This window comes from Pseudomonas sp. JAI120 (genome assembly GCF_014207255.1).
Taxonomy (GTDB): Bacteria; Pseudomonadota; Gammaproteobacteria; order Pseudomonadales; family Pseudomonadaceae; genus Aquipseudomonas.
Genome location: NZ_JACHCZ010000006.1, coordinates 303,057 through 321,537, shown reverse-complemented (window position 1 = coordinate 321,537; position 18,481 = coordinate 303,057). Strand labels below are relative to the sequence as shown.

12 protein-coding genes and 2 pseudogenes are annotated in these 18,481 nt (G+C 58.7%); 10 read left to right on the top strand and 4 right to left on the bottom strand.

The features are described from left to right. Positions 1-104: 104 nt before the first annotated feature. Complete coding sequence (locus HDC32_RS27245; protein ID WP_184746223.1) at positions 105-1,913, top strand: di-heme-cytochrome C peroxidase; 1,809 nt, start codon at positions 105-107, stop codon at positions 1,911-1,913. Then, positions 1,910-3,076, top strand: coding sequence for a catalase family protein (locus tag HDC32_RS27240; protein ID WP_184746221.1), 1,167 nt, complete (start codon positions 1,910-1,912; stop codon positions 3,074-3,076). Before HDC32_RS27245 ends, HDC32_RS27240 begins: the two co-directional genes overlap by 4 nt. 266 nt (positions 3,077-3,342) lie before the next feature. Here HDC32_RS27240 and HDC32_RS27235 read toward each other — a convergent pair whose 3' ends face one another. The 3 genes from HDC32_RS27235 to HDC32_RS27225 form a co-directional block, all read right to left on the bottom strand. Beyond that, a complete protein-coding gene (locus HDC32_RS27235) occupies positions 3,343-4,710 on the bottom strand; it encodes a glutamine synthetase family protein (RefSeq protein WP_184746219.1) in 1,368 nt (455 codons plus the stop codon). Between the two features lie 69 nt (positions 4,711-4,779). Next, entirely contained in the window at positions 4,780-6,180 is a 1,401-nt protein-coding gene (locus HDC32_RS27230; RefSeq protein ID WP_131699177.1) for an aspartate aminotransferase family protein, read from the bottom strand. A 168-nt stretch (positions 6,181-6,348) separates the two neighbouring features. After that, positions 6,349-7,140, bottom strand: a complete 792-nt coding sequence (locus tag HDC32_RS27225) for an SDR family NAD(P)-dependent oxidoreductase (RefSeq protein WP_184746217.1) — start codon at positions 7,138-7,140, stop codon at positions 6,349-6,351. Positions 7,141-7,237: 97 nt separating this feature from the next. On the opposite strand from HDC32_RS27225, the gene HDC32_RS27220 reads away from it, so the two are divergent. Next, entirely contained in the window at positions 7,238-8,143 is a 906-nt protein-coding gene (locus HDC32_RS27220; RefSeq protein ID WP_131699175.1) for a LysR family transcriptional regulator, read from the top strand. A 20-nt stretch (positions 8,144-8,163) separates the two neighbouring features. Here the strand turns inward: HDC32_RS27220 and HDC32_RS27215 are convergent, their stop codons facing one another. Next, complete coding sequence (locus HDC32_RS27215) at positions 8,164-9,054, bottom strand: LysR family transcriptional regulator (protein WP_131699174.1); 891 nt, start codon at positions 9,052-9,054, stop codon at positions 8,164-8,166. A 165-nt stretch (positions 9,055-9,219) separates the two neighbouring features. On the opposite strand from HDC32_RS27215, the gene HDC32_RS27210 reads away from it, so the two are divergent. From HDC32_RS27210 to HDC32_RS32595, 7 genes and pseudogenes are all read left to right on the top strand, one after another. Further along, positions 9,220-10,302 carry a 4-oxalomesaconate tautomerase gene (locus HDC32_RS27210; protein ID WP_131699173.1) on the top strand — a complete coding sequence of 361 codons (1,083 nt, stop codon included), beginning with the start codon at positions 9,220-9,222 and terminating at the stop codon, positions 10,300-10,302. Between the two features lie 44 nt (positions 10,303-10,346). Next, the gene (locus HDC32_RS27205) at positions 10,347-11,660 is read left to right on the top strand and encodes a dicarboxylate/amino acid:cation symporter (protein WP_131699172.1); all 1,314 of its coding nucleotides are present in this window, start codon (positions 10,347-10,349) and stop codon (positions 11,658-11,660) included. Between the two features lie 128 nt (positions 11,661-11,788). Further along, entirely contained in the window at positions 11,789-13,093 is a 1,305-nt protein-coding gene (locus HDC32_RS27200; protein WP_131699171.1) for a CitMHS family transporter, read from the top strand. Positions 13,094-13,184: 91 nt separating this feature from the next. Next, a complete protein-coding gene (locus HDC32_RS27195) occupies positions 13,185-14,438 on the top strand; it encodes an OprD family porin (RefSeq protein WP_131699170.1) in 1,254 nt (417 codons plus the stop codon). A 59-nt stretch (positions 14,439-14,497) separates the two neighbouring features. Continuing rightward, positions 14,498-15,310 (top strand): annotated as a pseudogene (locus HDC32_RS32605) (cache domain-containing protein); the annotation flags it as partial. Positions 15,311-15,346: 36 nt separating this feature from the next. Further along, entirely contained in the window at positions 15,347-16,168 is an 822-nt protein-coding gene (locus tag HDC32_RS32600) for a methyl-accepting chemotaxis protein (protein WP_405046407.1), read from the top strand. A 901-nt stretch (positions 16,169-17,069) separates the two neighbouring features. Then, positions 17,070-18,389 (top strand): annotated as a pseudogene (locus HDC32_RS32595) (HAMP domain-containing protein); the annotation flags it as partial. Positions 18,390-18,481 lie beyond the last annotated feature (92 nt).

Genomic DNA, 18,481 nt, shown 5'->3' with positions numbered 1-18,481 from the left:
ATCGTGGGACCACCTGTTACCAGGCTCATGGCCACTTGCCCCACCTGTGGCGTAGTGGCATAACAACGCGACCCCTCGACAAGGCCGAGACAAGGATAGCCATCTTGCGCATTTTTTCCCGTGTTTTACTGCTGATACTCACCGTGCTGGGCCTGATCCTGGCCGTGGTGCTGTACTACACCGTCAACCCCAAGCTGCCCGACTACGTGCCGGTGGAGCAGGTGCGCTACCAGGACCAATGGAGTGCCGCCGACCGCCAGACCTATTACTTCACGCCCCAGGGCACCCAAGTAAAAGGCCTGCACTACAACTGGTTCACCGCCCTGGAGCTGCCATTCTCCCAGCGACGTTTTGCCACGCCGGAGTACCTGGCGCGCTTTGGTTTCCTGGTCGACCCCAAACAGGTACCCACCGCACAAAACCCCGGCAACCTGCCCGTGGGGTTCGCCCGGCATAAAAACGCCGGTAGCAACGTCGAGTACCTGGATATCACCTGCGCCGCCTGCCATACCGGTGAATTGCACTTCAAGGGCCAGGCCCTGCGCATCGACGGCGGCTCGGCCCAGCACGTACTGCCTTCCAGCGTGCCAACCTTGCGTGGTGGCAGCTTCGGCCAGGCGCTGGTCGCCAGCCTTGCCGCGACCTATTACAACCCGTGGAAATTCGAGCGGTTCGCTCGCCAGGTACTGGGTGACCGCTACGACGCCGAGCACAGCCAGTTGCGCGAGGACTTCAAACAGTCGCTGAACAAGTTCCTCAAGGTCGCCTGGAACGACACCCACCGCGGCCTCTACCCCACCGAAGAAGGCCCGGGCCGCACCGACGCCTTTGGCCGAATCGCCAATGCCAGCTTTGGCGATGCCATTTCGCCGGACAACTACCACGTCGCCAATGCACCTGTGGACTACCCGCAGCTGTGGGACATCTGGACCTTCGACTGGGTGCAATGGAACGGCTCGGCCCAGCAACCCATGGCGCGTAATATCGGTGAAGCCCTCGGTGTAGGCGCGACGCTGACCTTTTTCGACGCCGCTGGCCAACCGCTTCAGGGCGATGCGCGCTACCCGTCGAGCGTGCGGGTGCGTGACCTCAACCTGATCGAAGAAACCCTGCAACGCCTCAAACCACCAACCTGGCCCGAGGATTTGTTCGGCACCATCGACAAGCCCCTCGCCGCCCAGGGCCGTGCGCTGTTCGCCGAGAACTGCGCCGGCTGCCATGTGCCGACCGTCACCGAGGAAAATGGCCGCCCTGTGCAGCAGCTGAAAATGCTGCCGGTGGCGTACATCGGCACCGACCCCGGCACCGCCAGCAACATTGCCGACCAGCGTTATGACCTCAGCGCCCTGCAGTGGGACCCGGCGGAGCTGGCCAAGCTCAATGTCGAGTTGCACCCCACTCCCTCCGAGCCGCTGGACCTGAAAAAAATGTCCGTGGCCAAGGGCCTGGCCTACGTCACCGCCTTCGTCGAAGACCATGCCTACCGCGCCGCCGGCGTCACCCCGGCCGAGCGCCCGCGCCTGGATGGCTACGGCCTGCCCATTGGTGTGCGCGAGTTGCGCGCCTACAAGGCCCGCCCGCTGGCCGGTGTGTGGGCTACCCCGCCGTTCCTGCACAACGGCTCGGTGTCGACGATCTACCAGTTGCTGTCGCCCCAGGACGAGCGCAGCACCACCTTCTATAAAGGCACCTTCAACTACGACCCGCGTCACCTCGGCTTTGAGACCGAGGCGTTCAAAAATGCCTTCCTGTTCGATACCAAACTCACCGGCAACCACAACAGCGGCCACGAATTCCGTGCTGGCCAACGTGGCAATGGCGTCATCGGCCGTGGCTTGCTGCCGCAGGAACGCTGGGCGCTGCTGGAATACCTCAAAGTGCTGGGCGGCCCCCTGGAGCAACAACTGCCATGATGATCCGATCTCGATACGACCAACCTTCCCTGCTCGCCCGCCTGTGGCTTCGCATCGGCGCGTTTCTCGGCAAGACCCTGCTGTGGATGGTGGGCCTGGGCCTGCTTGGCTGGCTGGCGAGCACGGCGTGGTTTGCCTGGCAGCACAGCGGGCCGGTGTCGCCGGACGAGCAGATCCCTGCGGGTGAAGCGGCCATGACCCAGGGCATCATCCAGACCGCAGTGCGCATCGTTGATCAGCATCGCGAAGGCACGCGCTACCTGCGTGATGCCCATGCCAAGGCCCATGGTTGTGTGAAAGCCGAGGTCAGTGTGCTGCCCGATCTCGACCCGGCGTTGCGCCAGGGTGTGTTCGCCGAACCGGGTAAAACCTGGCAGGCGATGATGCGGCTGTCCAACGGCAACGCCTACCCACAGTTCGACAGCATCCGCGATGCCCGGGGCATGGCGCTCAAGCTGTTGGACGTGCCGGGCAAACAACTGCTGGCCGACCAGCAGACACGCACGGAACAGGACTTCGTGATGTTCAGCCACCCGAATTTCTTTGTCAGCGATGTGGCGGAGTACGCGCAGAACATCGGCGCCCAGGCGGATGGCAAGAAAGTGTTGGCGTTCTTTCCCAAGGCCGACCCGCGCAGCTGGCAGGTGCGCCATCTATTTATCGCCCTGGCAACCCTGGCACCCGCACCGGCGAGCCCGACGCAGACCACCTATTTTTCGGTATCGCCCTACAAGTTCGGCGCGGCCAATGCCAAGTTCCGCGTGGCGCCAGACCCGCAGAGCTGCCCGGAATACGTCCTGCCCAAACAGAACCAGGACCTGCCGAACTTCTTGCGCAGCGCCTTGAGCCAGCAGTTGTCCACCGACCGCGTGCCGGCGTGTTTCGTGTTGCAGATCCAGCGGCAGAACCCGCAGAAATTCATGCCGATCGAAGACACCAGCATCGAATGGAAGGAAAGCGATGCGCCCTACGAGAGCGTGGCCAAGGTGCGGATCCCGGCTCAAGACTTCGATACGCCGGAACAAAACCTGGCGTGCGACAACCAGTCGTTCAACCCGTGGTTCGGCGTAGCCGAGCATCGCCCCATCGGCGGTATCAATCGCTTGCGCAAGGCGGTGTACGAGGCCGTCAGCGATTACCGCCACAGCCGCAACTCCCCGTAAAGACTGCGTAACAATGGACCCGGCGTCGTAAGGATTGCGTCGGGTCTATTGAGGCGCTTACGCCGTAACTCTACCGTGGACGCCTACTCCATCACGTAGGAAGCCCATCGTGGAAAGCTCAACCCTAGGCATGATCGTCCTGACCATAATCGCCGTGTTCGGCACCGCTTCTTTTTGCTTCGAGCACTTGGCCACGCGCCAGCCACGCAAGAAAAAGGTCAGGTAGCCTCAGCGGTCCGTTTCAAGGAGTCCTGACGGGTCGACACTCATGCGTGAGTGAGGTACCAGCGCCAGTCCTGCTCTCCGACTTCAGCATTGAATTGACGGAACTCGCGCCACTTGATCGCCAGGAACACCTTCAGGAATTCAGCGCCCAGCGCCTCACGTGCCCAGGTTGAGCGTTGCAGTGCCTGCAACGCTGTCAGCCAGTCGGTGGGTAGAAAATCGGTCGCCTGTTCATAGCCATTCCCCACAATCGCCGCGCCGGGATCGCTTTGATGAGTGATGCCGTGGTGAATGCCCGCCAGTAACGCGGCAGCGGCGAGATAGGGGTTGGCATCGGCACCGCAAATGCGGTGTTCGATGTGCCGACTGATGGCGGGGCCGCCGGGCACGCGGAACGACACCGTACGGTTGTTGACGCCCCAACTTTTAGCCAGCGGCGCGTAACTACCGGTCTGGAAGCGTCGATATGAATTGGCATGGGGGCAAAATATCGCCAGCGAGTCAAACAAGGTCTCCATCATCCCGCCGATGGAGTGCCGCAACAATGGCGTACCCTGTGGGTCTTCGCTCGCATACAGGTTATTCCCGTGCTCGTCGGCCAGGCTGACGTGCAGGTGCATACCGCTGCCGGCCTGATCGCTGAATGGCTTGGCCATGAAGCACGCTTGCAGCCCATGTTTGTTGGCCACCCCCTTGACCAGGCGTTTGTAACGTACGCCTTCATCAATGGCCTGGAGTGCGTCGAAACGATGCTCCAGCGTCAACTCGAGCTGGCCTGGCGCGTACTCGGATATCGCCGTACGTACCGGCAACCCCTGCAGCGCGCACGCCGCGTAGAGGTCATCAAGAAACGGTTGAAGCTGCTCCAGCTCGTATACGCCATAGACCTGTGGAGCAACAGGGCGTACGCCATTGGTCTGCAACGCCGGCTGCGGCCGACCGTTGACGTCGCGTTGTCGGTCCAGCAGGTAGAACTCCAACTCAACGGCCATGACCGGGTGGAATCCATCGGCTTTCAGCCGCTCGATGGTGTTCACCAGTACGTGGCGCGGGTCCGCCGGTGCGGCGGGAATTCCTTGGGTCGGGTGCATGCTCACCTGCACTTGACCGGTGGGGTTGGTGCGCCAGGGTTGCAAGGTCAGGCTTCCCGCCAAGGGGTATGTCCAACAATCGGCGTCAGCAACATCCCAGACCAAGCCTGTGTCTTCTACGTCTTCACCCTGCACGGTCAAGGCGAGAATGGAACTTGGCAGTGGCCGACCATTTTCGTAGATCGCCAGCAGTTCGTCGCGATGTAACAGTTTGCCCCGTGGAACGCCATTCGCGTCGATAAGGAACAACTCGATGCTCAGCACTTCAGGGTGGGCGGCCAGATAATCTACGGCCTCTTTTTTATCCGCAAATTGCATGTCAAACCTCTTAGCGCTTATTCAAGCGACTGGCAGTATTTAAGAACAATGGCGTTTTCAGACGTGCAGTTATGAAGCGATAACCCGCGCGCCAGGTTGGGCAAGCAGGGTGGTCAGCGCGTTATCCAACTCAGCGATCAGCCTATCGATATCCGCATCACTTGTTTGCGGACAGCACAGGGTCATGTTGTGAAAAGGCGTGATCAGGATTCCGCGGTTGATGAGATAAAGATGCAGCGCCATTTGAAGGCTGTCATGAAAAGCCGCCTCGGCTTGCGCGCCTGTTCTTGGCGAGGTAGCACAGAATTGAAACTCACAACGCGCGCCCAACTCTGTGACAGACCAGTTCAGTTGGTGCCGCTTGAACAACCCTCGAAATCCCTGGGCCAGCCTTGAGGCCAGGGGCAACATGTGCTCGTATGCAGACTCTGTCATGACCTCTTCGAGACTGACGCGCATGCAACGCATCGCCAGGGCATTGGCGGACAGCGTCGTTCCCATGCCACTGTGGCCATGCCCGCCGCTCTCCTCGCTGATGGTCTTCTGGACGTCGCGCATGGCCGAGGCGACTGGCTCGCTAACGCCAAACACCGCGCAAGGCACGCCACCTGCAATGGGTTTACCCACCACGAAAAAGTCGGGTTTCAAATCCCACTGGCGAGTGCATCCACCGAGGCCGGTGGAAATAGTGTGGGTCTCATCAATGACCAACAGGCTGCCATATTTAAGGGTCAGCTCTCGGCACTTTTGCATGAACCCCGGATCCGGCAGGACCATGCCAATGTTCGTCATCGCCGGTTCGCACATCAGCGCGCACACATCGCCCTGGGCTAATGCCGCCTCCAGTGCGGCGACATCGTTGAAGGGGATGGATCGACTGTATTGGCTCAAGTCGTAGGCTTGGCCCACAAGACCTGAACGGTGCACTGTTTTGCCGTCGCGGTAGCGCACCATCACGTCATCCACAGTGCCGTGGTAGCAGCCATCGAACACCAGCAAGACGTTGCGCTGGGTGATAGCGCGCGCCCAGCGCAGCACATACCGGTTTGCGTCAGTCGCATTGGCGGTCACTTGCCAGTAAGGCAGCTCGAATCGCCGAGCCAGCAACTCGCCGCAGACCACCGCGTCTTCGCCCGGCAGCATCGTGGTCAAGCCATTATTCGCCTGCTCGGTTATGGCGCGGACAATAGGATCAGGTGAATGGCCAAACATCGTGCCGGTGTCGCCAAGGCAAAAGTCTATGTATTCATGCCCGTCAACGTCGGTGAAGCGCGCCCCTTTTGCACGCTGGACGAAGAGCGGCGAAGGCATCGACCAATCGCTCATCCAGTGCATGGGCACACCGTTGAACAGATTCGCCTTGGCGCGCTCGGCCAGCGCCAGTGAAGTTGGGTTGTTTTCTATAAACCGGGCACGCTCGGAGGCGGTAAAAGCAGCAATCGCTGATTCACTAATTCCACTTTTCGACATGATCAATACCCTATGTTAATTATCAAATTAATTAAAAGTCCGTTGCTGAATGACAGCCGGATACAGCTCAAAGAACTCAACTGTTCTTTGATACATCGCGCTTTTATAAATCTCGGTTATAGCCCCCGCCCAATATCGTGGATTGAGCGCGCTGGAGCGTATTCAAACTTAATAATCGCCGTGAGGGGCTTTGTTCTCGACCAGACAGTTCCCGCCATCCACCACGAGGACTTCCCCAGTGATGTAACTGGCGTCAGGCGATGCCAGAAATGCAACCGCCGCCGCCACTTCGCGGGGGCTGCCGGCGCGCCCAATGGGGGTGAAGCGCCCCGCCTCGGCTTCAAAGGGCGTGGTTGAGCCCGTGGTGATCCAGCCGGGGGCCACGCTGTTGACGGTAATCCCCTGCTTGGCGACTTCAAGCGCAAGCCCCATGTTCATGCCCACCATCGCTGCCTTTGCGGCGCTATAAGCGGCTTCCCCCGGATTGCTCCCGCGGGTGCCCGTGGTAGAACTGATATTGACAATGCGTCCGTAACCTCGCGCCCTCATACCGGGTAAAACAGCCCGCGTCAGAAGAAAAGCGGTGGTTAAGTTTCTGGCCAGTGAAAGATTCCACTCATGCAGTTCCATACTCGCCAATTCCGAGAAAACCTCAGGGCTTCCTTGCATGGCCATACCGGCATTATTCACCAGAATATCGACCCGCCCCCAGACTGACTCTGCCCATAGGCCGAACTCGCGCACCTGACTTTCATTGGTGAGGTCAGTTGCCCGGCCTTCAACTTCAAACCCTTCTGCGAGTAGCTCTTTAACTCGATCCTCGATGCGCTTGCTGCTAGCGGTGATGATCAATCTCGCGCCCGCTGCACCCAGCCTGCGTGCGATCGCCATACCAATACCCGCTTCACTTCCGGCACCACTGATAAGTGCCACTTGCCCCCTCAAATTAGTATTTAACATGGTGTTCCCCACGTACTTAATTTGTAATAGAAGTGGAAATTAGGCTAATAAATCTGATAAATAAAGACAATCATCATCAGGAAATCTGACAACCGTTATGGCGTTCACCAGTGAGTCACTCAAAATTTTCCTTGCGGTTGTCGACAGCGGCTCCTTTTCTGCCGCCGCACGCAAATTGGGCCGGGTACCCTCCGCCATCAACATGGCGGTGTCGCAGCTGGAAGCGGAGCTGGATTTATTGCTTTTTGACCGATCAACCCGCAAAGCCATTCCTACGGCCGCCGCCAAAGCACTTGAGCCTCAGGCACGACAGGTCGCCAGCCAGTTAAACCTGCTGGACGCCCATGCGCTCCAGCTTCATCAAGGGTTGGAGGAGCGCCTGGTCCTTGCGATGGCGCCGGAGTTGCAAACAGGCGTATGGAATCGTCCGCTGGCCATTATCGCCAGGGAGTTTCCCACGCTTGAAATCGAGATTCGCTCCGCGTCCCATCCGGAGGCGATGCGCATGCTCCATGAAGGGCGTGTGCAATTGGCACTTGGATTTGAACGACCAGGGCTTGACGAGCGGGAAACGTTTCTTGAAGCAGGGAGCCAATTGTTAGTCGCCGTTGCCTCTCCTGATCATCCTGCGGCCGCCGGCAAGAAAAGCCCCTTAAGTGAAGAGCAACTGGTCAACGTTCGGCAGATCATCGTGGCTACTGGAGGACCTACAGACTCTGATCCACGTGTTGTGCTGTCACGGCGGATTTGGCACAGCGACAATTATCTGGCAACGCTGGATCTGGTGCAGCAAGGATTGGGCTGGGCTTATCTTCCGCAACCGCTGGTACAACCTCTCATCACTTCGGGCGCATTGACGGAGGTGGTGTTTGACAACATGCCGAGTCAGATGCGGCTATGGGTCGATATCATCTGGGTAAAGAACCGCCCCCTGGGGCTGGCAGCGAGTCGCTACCTGAGCCTGATGCGCAAGATTGTCGAGGGCGAGCCGCGTCGTGTTTGAGAAAAAACCAGCCGTATGGCTCATTGCGGCCACTGCTCAAGCAGTATCGAAACAAATTTTTCCGCCGCTGGCGAAAGCGATGATCCCCGACGGTAGACCAAGCCCAAGGAGCGGTTCACTACCGGTTCGATCAACGGAACGCTGACCAAGGTTGGATGATCTTGAGCCGGCATGGCCAGGCTCGGCATCGCCGAAACCCCCAGGCCGGCCTCCACCAGGCCCAGCGAAGTAGAGAGGTGCTGGACTTCGTAGAACCATTGAGGCCGCCAACTCAAGCCCGACAACGCGTGATCGAGCAGCATGCGGTTCCCGCTCAGGCGCCCTACCCCGATAAGGCGGTAATCGCTCAATTCAGACCAGGTGACCGAACTGCGCCCAGCCAGTTCATGATCTCGCCGACACGCTAATACAAAAGGTTCGCTGACCAAGGGCACGAACTCAATGTCCGGATGCTGCCCACTCATCATGTTGATACCGAAGTCGGCTTCCCCCCGCAGCACCGCCTCAAGCCCCTCATTGGCACTCAAATCCAGCAGGCGGATCCGAATTTTCGGGTAGCGCTCGTTATACAGGCGAATGACTGAAGGCAAGAAATAGAAAGCCGCAGTCGGGATACACGCCAGGGTCACCCGGCCAATCTGGCGTTCGGCCAGTTCACGGATATTGAGAATCGACTCATCGAAGTCGTCCAGCAACCGACGCGCCTTTGGAAGAAAGTCCCGACCCACGCTCGTGAGGCTGACCTTCCGCGTGGTGCGATCAAGCAAAGAGGTGCCCAACCCCTCTTCCAGTTTTTTTATTCGGCGACTGAGGGCAGGCTGAGACAGGTGCAACGCATCGGCTGCTTCATGGAAGCTGCCAAGTTCGGCAATTTTCACGAAGGATCGAATGTCGTTCAGCTCATATTCCATGTCTTATCTCATCAGAAGAAGGCGTCGAAAGGAAATTCAGCGTAAATTTATCATTCGTAAAACGCAACAATCTCTTCAATTTTTGCATTTGAAACATTTTTTAAAGCTTGAGACTCTTGCCCCCAGAACATCAATTACATCGATTGATCAACAAGAGTCAGTGTCATGCAAAGAATTCCCTGTGTGCTGATGCGCGGTGGTACCTCCAAGGGTCCGGTATTTCTGGATTGGGACTTGCCGGCCGCCATCGAGGAACGTGACGAGCTGCTGCTCAACGTAATGGGCTCCGGCCATGAACTGGAGATCGATGGTATCGGCGGTGGCAGCCCGCAAACCAGCAAGGTCGCGATTGTCAGCCCTTCCCTGCACCCTGACGCGGACGTCGATTACCTGTTCGTCCAGGTGATGGTCTCGCAGCGTCGGGTGGACAGTGCCCCCAACTGCGGCAACATGCTGTGTGCCGTCGGCCCGTTCGCCATTGAGCAGGGCCTGGTCAAAGGCTCCCCGGGACACACCCGCGTCCGCATTCGCAACGTAAACACCGGCACCTTCATCCATTCCGACGTCTACACACCCGATGGCAAAGTCAGTTATGAGGGCGATACCGCCATCGATGGCGTGCCCGGTACCGCGGCGCCCGTGCAACTGACCTTCCTCGATGCAGCCGGCAGCAAGACTGGCAAACTCTTCCCCACCGGCAATACACACGACGTGATCGACGGCATTGCCGTGACCTGCATCGACATGGCGATGCCCATGGTGCTCGTCGAAGCCAGTCAACTGGGCAAGCGTGGCGATGAAAGCCCGGCGGAATTGGACGCCGATAAAGACTTCCTGCGGCGCCTTGAGTCATTGCGGCTTCAGGCAGGCCTGGCCATGGGCCTGGGCGATGTCAGCGACAAAGTGATTCCCAAGCCGGTGCTGGTCTCCCCCGCGAAAGCTGGCGGCACGATCCAGGTTCGCTATTTCATGCCGCAAAACTGCCACCGCGCGCTGGCCATCACTGGCTCGATTGGGTTGGCCACCGCGTGCGTCATCGACGGCAGTATCGTTGCGCAGATGCTCGGCGGGGTTAGTACACCGCGCCTTGAAGCGGTGCGTATCGAACACCCGAGCGGCGGGATTGATGTCGTATTGTCCTACACCGGCGGCAACAGTGAGACAATTCAGGCGTCTGTCGTACGCACCGCACGCAGGCTTTTTTCAGGTTACGTCTACGCCTCGGACTCTCAGCGCCTCGCCGGATAATCACGGCGGTCGTTGGCATTTTTTGCATCCACACAATTCTAAAAATGGGTGATGCCATGAAAGTTGTTAAATCGCTCTACTTCCAGATCCTCTGCGCCGTGGTGCTCGGTGTCGTGGTCGGGCATTTCTGGGCCCAGCAGGCCATTGCACTCAAGCCGCTGGGCGATGCGTTCATCAAGCTGATCAAGATGATGATTGCCCCCGTGGTGTTCTGCACCATCGTCACCGGCATTGCCGGGATGAGTGACAAACGCTCGCTTGGGCGCCTGCTCAGCAAGACCATGCTGCTGTTCTTCGGCCTGACGGTGATCAGCCTGGTGATTGGCCTGGTGGCGGTGTATGTATTCCAGCCGGGCGCCGGCATGAACATCGATCCCAGCCAATTGAGCACCAAAGGCTTGAGCCAGTACACAGAGTCGGCCGCAAAGCTTGGGGTTGTGGAGTTTTTCATGCACATCATTCCCGAGACCTTTATCGGTGCCTTCAGTAAAGGCGAAGTGCTGCCGGTCCTGTTTATTGCCGTGCTGTCCGGCTTTGCCTTGTCGTCACTGGGCGAACGTGGCAAGCCGGTACTCGATGTACTCGAGTCCGCCTCGCAAATGGTCTTCAAGATCTTCGCTTACCTGATGCGTTTTGCGCCGATCGGTGCATTCGGGGCCCTGGCGTTCACCGTCGGTCAGTACGGCATCACGTCGCTGGGCTCGCTGGCCAAGCTGATCATGACCTTGTATATCGCCTGCGGCTTTTTCGTGTTCGTGGTACTGGGCAGCATTTGCCGCGCCAATGGCTTCAGCCTGTGGAAGCTGCTGCGCTACTTGCGCGAAGAATTCCTGGTGGTACTCGGTACCTCCTCCACGGAACCGGTGATGCCGCGCATGTTGGAGAAACTCGAAGCGCTGGGTTGCAAAAAAGGCATCGTCGGCCTGGTACTGCCTACCGGCTACTCGTTCAACTTGGACGGTACGGCGATCTACCTGTCTTTGGCAGCGATTTTCATTGCCCAGGCCTGCAACATTGACCTGAGCCTGACGCAAATCATCACCATGCTGGCGATCATGCTGCTGTCCTCCAAGGGCGCCGCCGGTGTGACCGGCAGCGGTTTCGTGGCACTGGCCTCGACCCTGACGGTCATTCACGACATCCCATTGGCCGGCCTGGCACTGCTGATCGGCGTTGACCGCTTCATGTCTGAAGCGCGCGCGCTGACCAGCCTGGCCAGCAACGCGGTCGCGACGGTGGTTATTTCGATGTCTGAAAACGCCTGCCACCGCGAAACGCTGAACCGGGTGCTCGATGGCAAATCTTGCGCGGCACCGGAGAAAGCCTGGCAAGACCTGACGGTCACCAAACACGTCTAGCAACAACCGGATAACGCTTACCCCTGACTGAACCCCCTCCCCGCTCGGCGCCGCTTGCCGCCCGGCGGGTCAGGGCTCGTGCGCCTCGGCGCCAGCCATTATTACGATAACAACAAGAGAATCGTCCTATGCTCGCTTTCCTTGGCTTGGCCATGGTGGTCGTATTCACCTTCCTCATCATGACGAAGCGCTTATCGCCGATCGTCGCGCTCACCGTAGTCCCCATCGTCTTCGCGGTGATTGGCGGCTTTGGCGGCACCACCGGCAAGATGATGCTCGACGGCCTGAAAATGGTCGCTCCGTCTGCCGCGCTGCTGCTGTTTGCGATCCTGTTCTTTGGCCTGATGATCGACGCGGGCCTGTTCGACCCACTGATCCGCAAAATTCTCAAGCGGGTCAATGGCGACCCGATGAAGATCGCGGTGGGCACCGCCCTGCTGTCGCTGCTGGTCGCACTCGACGGCGACGGGACAACGACCTACATGATTACCTGCGCAGCGATGCTGCCGCTGTATAAACGTATCGGCATGAACCCGATGATCCTGGCGACCATCTCCATGCTGTCCTTGAGCATCATGAGCGGCATGACGCCCTGGGGCGGCCCCGCGACGCGCGCTATTGCCGCGCTGGGCCTGGATGCCGGCGAATACTTCGTGCCGCTGCTGCCGACCATGATCGGCGGAGCCGCGTGGGTGGTCTTCACCGCCTTCATCCTGGGGCGCGCAGAGCGCAAACGTATCGGTAACGTGCAACTGCAGAGCGGCGGCGGCGATTGCTACATCAACGCGATTCTCGAGGACACACCCCACAAACGTCCGAAGCTGGCCTACGTCAATCTGGTGCTGGTGATTGCGGTGATGGCGGCCCTGGTGATGGGGCTGATGCATTCCGCGATCCTGTTCCTGATCGGTTTTGTACTCGCGCTGATGATCAACTACCCCCAATTGGACATTCAGAAAGAACGCATCCTGGCGCACTCGGGCAATGCCATGACCGTGGTATTGCTGGTATTCGCCGCCGGGATCTTTGCCGGGATTTTTTCCGGCACCAAGATGGTCGACGCCCTGGCGCAGACCCTGGTCGACTGGATCCCGCCGTCCTGGGGTCATCTGTTCCCACTGGTGGTTGCGATCACCAGCATGCCGCTGACCTTCGTGCTGTCCAACGACGCCTACTACTTCGGTGTGGTGCCGATCCTTGCCAATGCCGCCGCCGCTTATGGCATCGACCCGGTGGAAATCGCGCGCGCCTCGATCCTGGGGCAGCCCGTGCACCTCATGAGTCCGCTGGTGGCCTCAACCCTGTTGCTGGTGGGCATGGTCGATCGCGATATCGGCGACTTCCAGAAAGCCACCGTCAAATGGGCCGTACTGACCTCTCTGGTCGTCACCGCGCTGGCCTTGTTGACCGGGGCCATCAGCCTGTTCACCTGATTCACCCATAACCTCTGCTGCCTTCCAACGCGCCTCACTCACGAGGCGCGTATCGCCCTGTACCCCAAATAACAACAACGAGTCATTTGCCATGAACCATGTGTATACCCGTCGGGCTTTGTTTTGCGCGTTAGGCCTGGTACCCGTCGCAGGGGCCAACGCCGAAGGTTTTATTGATGACAGCAAACTCAAGCTGCAACTGCGTAACGTGTATTTCAACGAGAACTTTCGCGACGAGCACGGCTTGAGCGCACGGGCTGCGCGCACCGCAAAAAGTGAACGCACCGAATGGGCCCAGGGATTTCTGCTGGACTATCAGTCCGGATTTACCGCCGGCACCCTCGGCTTCGGCGTGGATGCCCTGGGGCTGTATGGCGTAAAGCTCGACTCCGGCCGTGGTCGCAGCGGCACCGGGCTCATGCCGCTGCATGATGACGGGAGAGCGGCCGACGAGTTTGCCAGCGCCGGCGCTACCGCAAAAGCCAGGTTCGCCAAAACCACCGTCAAGTACGGCACCTTGCTGCCCAAGACGCCGGTGCTGATTTACAACGATGCACGCTTATTGCCCCAGACCTACCAGGGCACCCAGGTCAGCAGCAGCGACATTGAGAACCTGACCGTCACCGGCGGGCATCTGGACCGTTTCAAACTGCGCGACTCCACCGACAGCGTGCCGATCGTGCCTGACGGCTACAGCGGGGAAAAGTCGGGCGATTTCAATTACGCCGGGGCCGAGTACAAATGGGGCAAGAATGTTCGCCTGAGCTATTTCTACGGGGAGCTGGAGAACTTTTACCGACAGAACTTCGCCGGTATCCAGCACGACCTGCCGTTGGCCGGTGGCGTGCTGACCAGCGACCTGCGCTACTTCAACAGCGTTGACAGCGGCTCGGCCTACGCCGGCAAAATCGACAATGACATGCTCAGCGGCCAACTGTCCTACGCCATCGCCGGGCATACCGTCGGCGGGGGCTATCAGACCCTGCGCGGTGACGCCGGCCTGCCCTACATCAGCGGCGCAACCGTGTACTCGTTCAGCAACGCCGGCATCGGCAAGTTCATCGAAGAAGACGAAAAGACCTGGATGCTCAACTACGGTTACAACTTCGCCGCCGTCGGCGTGCCCGGCCTCACCTTCAGTGCGCGCTACCTGAGCGGCAATGACGGCAAGTCCACGACCACGGTCAAGGAATGGGAGCGTGATGCCGAGCTGGCCTACGTTGTGCAGGCCGGCACGTTCAAGGGGCTGGGTGTGCGCATGCGCAACTATGTCTACCGCTCTGAATTTTCCCGAGGCCGCGACAGCAACCGCCTCTACCTCACCTATGACATCGCCCTTTGGTAAGTCGACGATCGCGGCCCTAGCGGCCGCGTTCATACAGATTCAGGTGAGGAACCCCAAGCATGCTGTTTAAAAATAGAGTACTGATGCTGGTGCTGGCCCCGGTGGTGCTGTTATCCACGGTGCTGGCGCTGACAACGAGCACCACCTTGCTGTCGAGCGCCGAGCAGGAAGTCACGGTGACTCGGGAACGCCTGCTTGATGAAAGCCGGGAGCGCTTGAAAGACTACGCCAACCTTGCCCGAACCTCAGTAGCGGACCTGTATGTGCAGGCAGAGACGGGGGACAAAGCAACGCGTGCGCTGGCGATCGCGCGACTGTCGCAAATGAAGTATGGGGACGACGGCTATTTTATCGGTTACGACAGTCAGGTCGTGCGCCTGTTTCGGGGCGACAGCCGCGAAGGCGTCGGCACTGACATGAGCGACCGCAAAGACAAGAACGGAATTTACCTGAACCGGGAAATGGTTGCCGCAGCGAAGAACGACACCCACTTCGTCAACTATTCGGGAGCCCTGATCAATACGGATAAAGTCGTTCCCAAGCTGGCCTACAGCTTTTACCTGCCCGCCTGGGACATGGTGGTGGTCACCGCGATTAACCTCGACAGTATCGAAAGCCAGGTTGCCCAGGTGCGTGGAGAAATCCATCAGCGTGTGCGCAGCCTCGTCTATGGGATAACCGTCATTGCCCTGATTGCGCTCGGGATCACCGGCGTGCTCGCATTGTTATTGGTTAAAAGCAGCCTGCGTCCGCTGTCGCGGATTCGCGAGCACCTTGATGAAATCGCAGCGGGCGAAGGCGATCTGACGCGGCGCTTACCCATCAGCCGCGACGAGTTCGGCCAGGTGGCCGTGTCGTTCAATGCCTTCGTCGATAAGATTCACGGGCTGGTCAGCCAGATCGTCGGCATGGCCCGAGAGCTGAATACATCGGTCACCCAGGTGGCCGAACAGAGCAAATGCATCGATCAGGTCATGGAACAGCAACGCCAGGAAACCGATCAGGTCGCCGCAGCAATTAATCAGATGTCATCCGCGGCGCAAGAGGTAGCCATCAGCGCCCAAAGCGCTTCGGATGCAGCTGGCGAAACCGACTTGCAGGCCCAGCACGCCAGGCAGGTCGTCAATGAAAGCATCGGCCGGTTGGGCACCCTGACCGAGGACCTGTCCGCGGGAGGTGTCTCGTTGAAAAGCCTGCAAGGCGATGTAGAAGGCATTGTCACAGTGCTGGATGTCATCCGCTCGATCGCCGAGCAAACCAACCTCCTGGCACTCAATGCCGCGATCGAAGCGGCACGAGCCGGGGACGCGGGTCGCGGATTTGCCGTGGTTGCCGACGAAGTACGTGCGCTGGCAAGCCGGACGCAACTCAGCACCCAGGAAATTCAAGCGATGATCGAGCGCCTTAACCAGGCCACCACGAAGGTCGTCACAGCGATGAGTCATTCCGGCGCAGCAGGTCATGGTGCCAGCCAGCACGCGGAACAAGCCGGGCAATCGCTGGGCAAAGCGGTCGAGTTGATCGTCACCATCAATACGATGAACGCGCACATCGCCAGCGCCGCGCAAGAGCAGACGTCGGTCGCCGAAGAAATCAATCGCAGCGTCCATCAGATAGCCCGCGCGATTGAAAACGTCGCAGACCAGACGCAAAGCGGCGTACACACGGTCGATGAGCTGTACGCCATCGGTCATCGCCTGGAAGGCCTGTTGAGGCAATTCAAGATTTAACCGAGACGCCGGCTTGCGTTCAGATTGCAACGCCTGCATGCGGTGGGGCCAGATGAGCCTTCACCAAGACACTGCTGCTGTGCTTATCCACAATTGCTGGGACAACAATCAGCAATCCGCCTTGGGTCAATTTTCAAGTGGCTGGAGGTGGATTCCAGTGGAATCCAGAAACGAAAAATAGCGGCACAAGGCCGCTATTTCCGTGGCTTCCAGGCGCTCAATGGGCCTTGGCGGAAGCAAATATGGCGCAGCGGACGGGATCATAACTCACCTTCCAAGTCTTTGAAATCTTACTACATTCATGACGTTGCGTTTCATCTATGGCCTCAATTATGTACTCAATAGTAATTGCTGTAAACAGCTCTATCAGGCTACATGACAGGTATCCGTGAGAGGCTCAAGTTCAGACAGAACGTCGCTTCGTTCACCCCAGTGACCATGATGCCGATAAGACCGTAAGGTTATCTGGCAGGTAAGCGTCCGGACAATTCACCTACCGCATCAGTGGATGCCTGCCAATCGCTACAAGGTGTATTCGCTGGCATAACATAAATAGAACGATCCTTCTCATGGCGCTTGGCTCTATCTGACTCAGTGAGGTGGTGAGGCTTAGACGCTTAAATGCATAAAGAAACATTTCAGTCGGCGCGTCACGATGAGAATGATAAACCTTTTTATTTGTGTATGGGTTTGGAACACGAAGCACCAGATAATGCCAAAGAGACATTCTGGCGGAAAGAGCGATCATGAAGCGCAGCACTGCTGCCTGATCGAGGTTAATTGACCGGGCAGTCGATGTTGGTACGCATACAAAAACTCGTTACATATCTGGCTTATTAAAATTGCATCTCTGCCGATGAAGGTACATACACAATAAGAAGTCAGTGGATCAGGCCAGCTGATGGTCAACCCCCACATTGCTCCCAAGCGAGATAACCCAATGCTCGACACTCTCTCCATCCGCTTAAAGATCACCCTTCTCTCCGGATTGTGCCTCTTGGGCGTGATTGGCCTGATCGTCAGCCTGAATCTCTACCAAAGCAGTCAGAACAACCTGTTGATCAGTACGTCGAGCAGCAAGATGCTGACGGAAAGCGGGGACGACCTGCTGCAGGCCAAGGCCGCAGAGCAGGCGAGTAAGCTGCAAAGGGCCTTCGGCGATAGTCTGCTGATGCTCACCGTTCTTTCCGACCAAGCCTCCAACTTGCGCACTATAGCAGCCCGGCAAGGCTTGGCTGCCGCCACGCTGCGTGAAGAGCTGACCCAGAGCCTCAAGACCACCTTTGATCACAATCCGCAGATATTGGGGCTTTGGGTGCTTTACGAGCCCAATGCGCTGGAAGGTAAAGACAGTGAGTTCATCAACGACGCCGCGCGTGCCTCCAATGAAAAAGGGCGTTTTACCAGCGGCTGGAATCGGGGCGCCGGTCAGTCGGTCAATATCGTGATTCCCGAAGACGATTTGCAAAAGACCGAGCTGAGTATCAGCGGCGTCCCCTATAACAGTTGGTACACCTGTCCGCGAGACACTCGACACACCTGCCTGATGGCACCCTTTATCGATACCCAGGCGGGAATGGCACAACTGATGACCACCCTCTCCATGCCCTTGATTGCCGATGGCAAGGTCATCGGCGTCATTGGCGTGGACCTCGCACTCGGGGCTTTGCAAGCGGCAGCCAGTGATGCCCAGCAGACGCTGTTCAACGGCTCGGGCCGTATGCTGATTGTTTCGGACAGCGGTGTCCTCGCCGCCTACAGCAAGGATGCCGGTCAGATCGGCAAACACATCAGCGTCCCTTTGGGAGATGAAAGCAAGGCAGTGCTCAGTGCATTGCAACTCAAAAAGCCGGTGGTGCTGAGTCAGGACGAATTGATCCGCGCGGTCTACCCAGTTGCGCCCATCCCTGGCGCCGCGGCGTGGGGGGTGGTGATTGACCTGCCCAGGGACGTACTGCTGGCCGACTCATTGGAACTTCAAACATTGCTTGACCAGGCGCAAACCCGCGACACCCTGAAGTCGCTGCTGGTCGCAACAGGCGCTGGACTGCTGGGCCTGCTGCTCATCTGGTTCACCGCCTCTGGCGTAACGCGCCCCATCAACAGGGTCGCTCAGATGCTCAAGGCAATTGCCAGCGGCGACGGCGACCTGACACAGCGACTGAACTACAGCAAGAAAGACGAACTGGGCGAGTTGGCGAACTGGTTCAACCGTTTCCTCGACAAACTGCAACCTACCATCGCACAGATCAAGCAGAGCATTACTGACGCTCGCGGCACTGCCGACCAGTCCTCGGAAATCTCGAGGCAGAC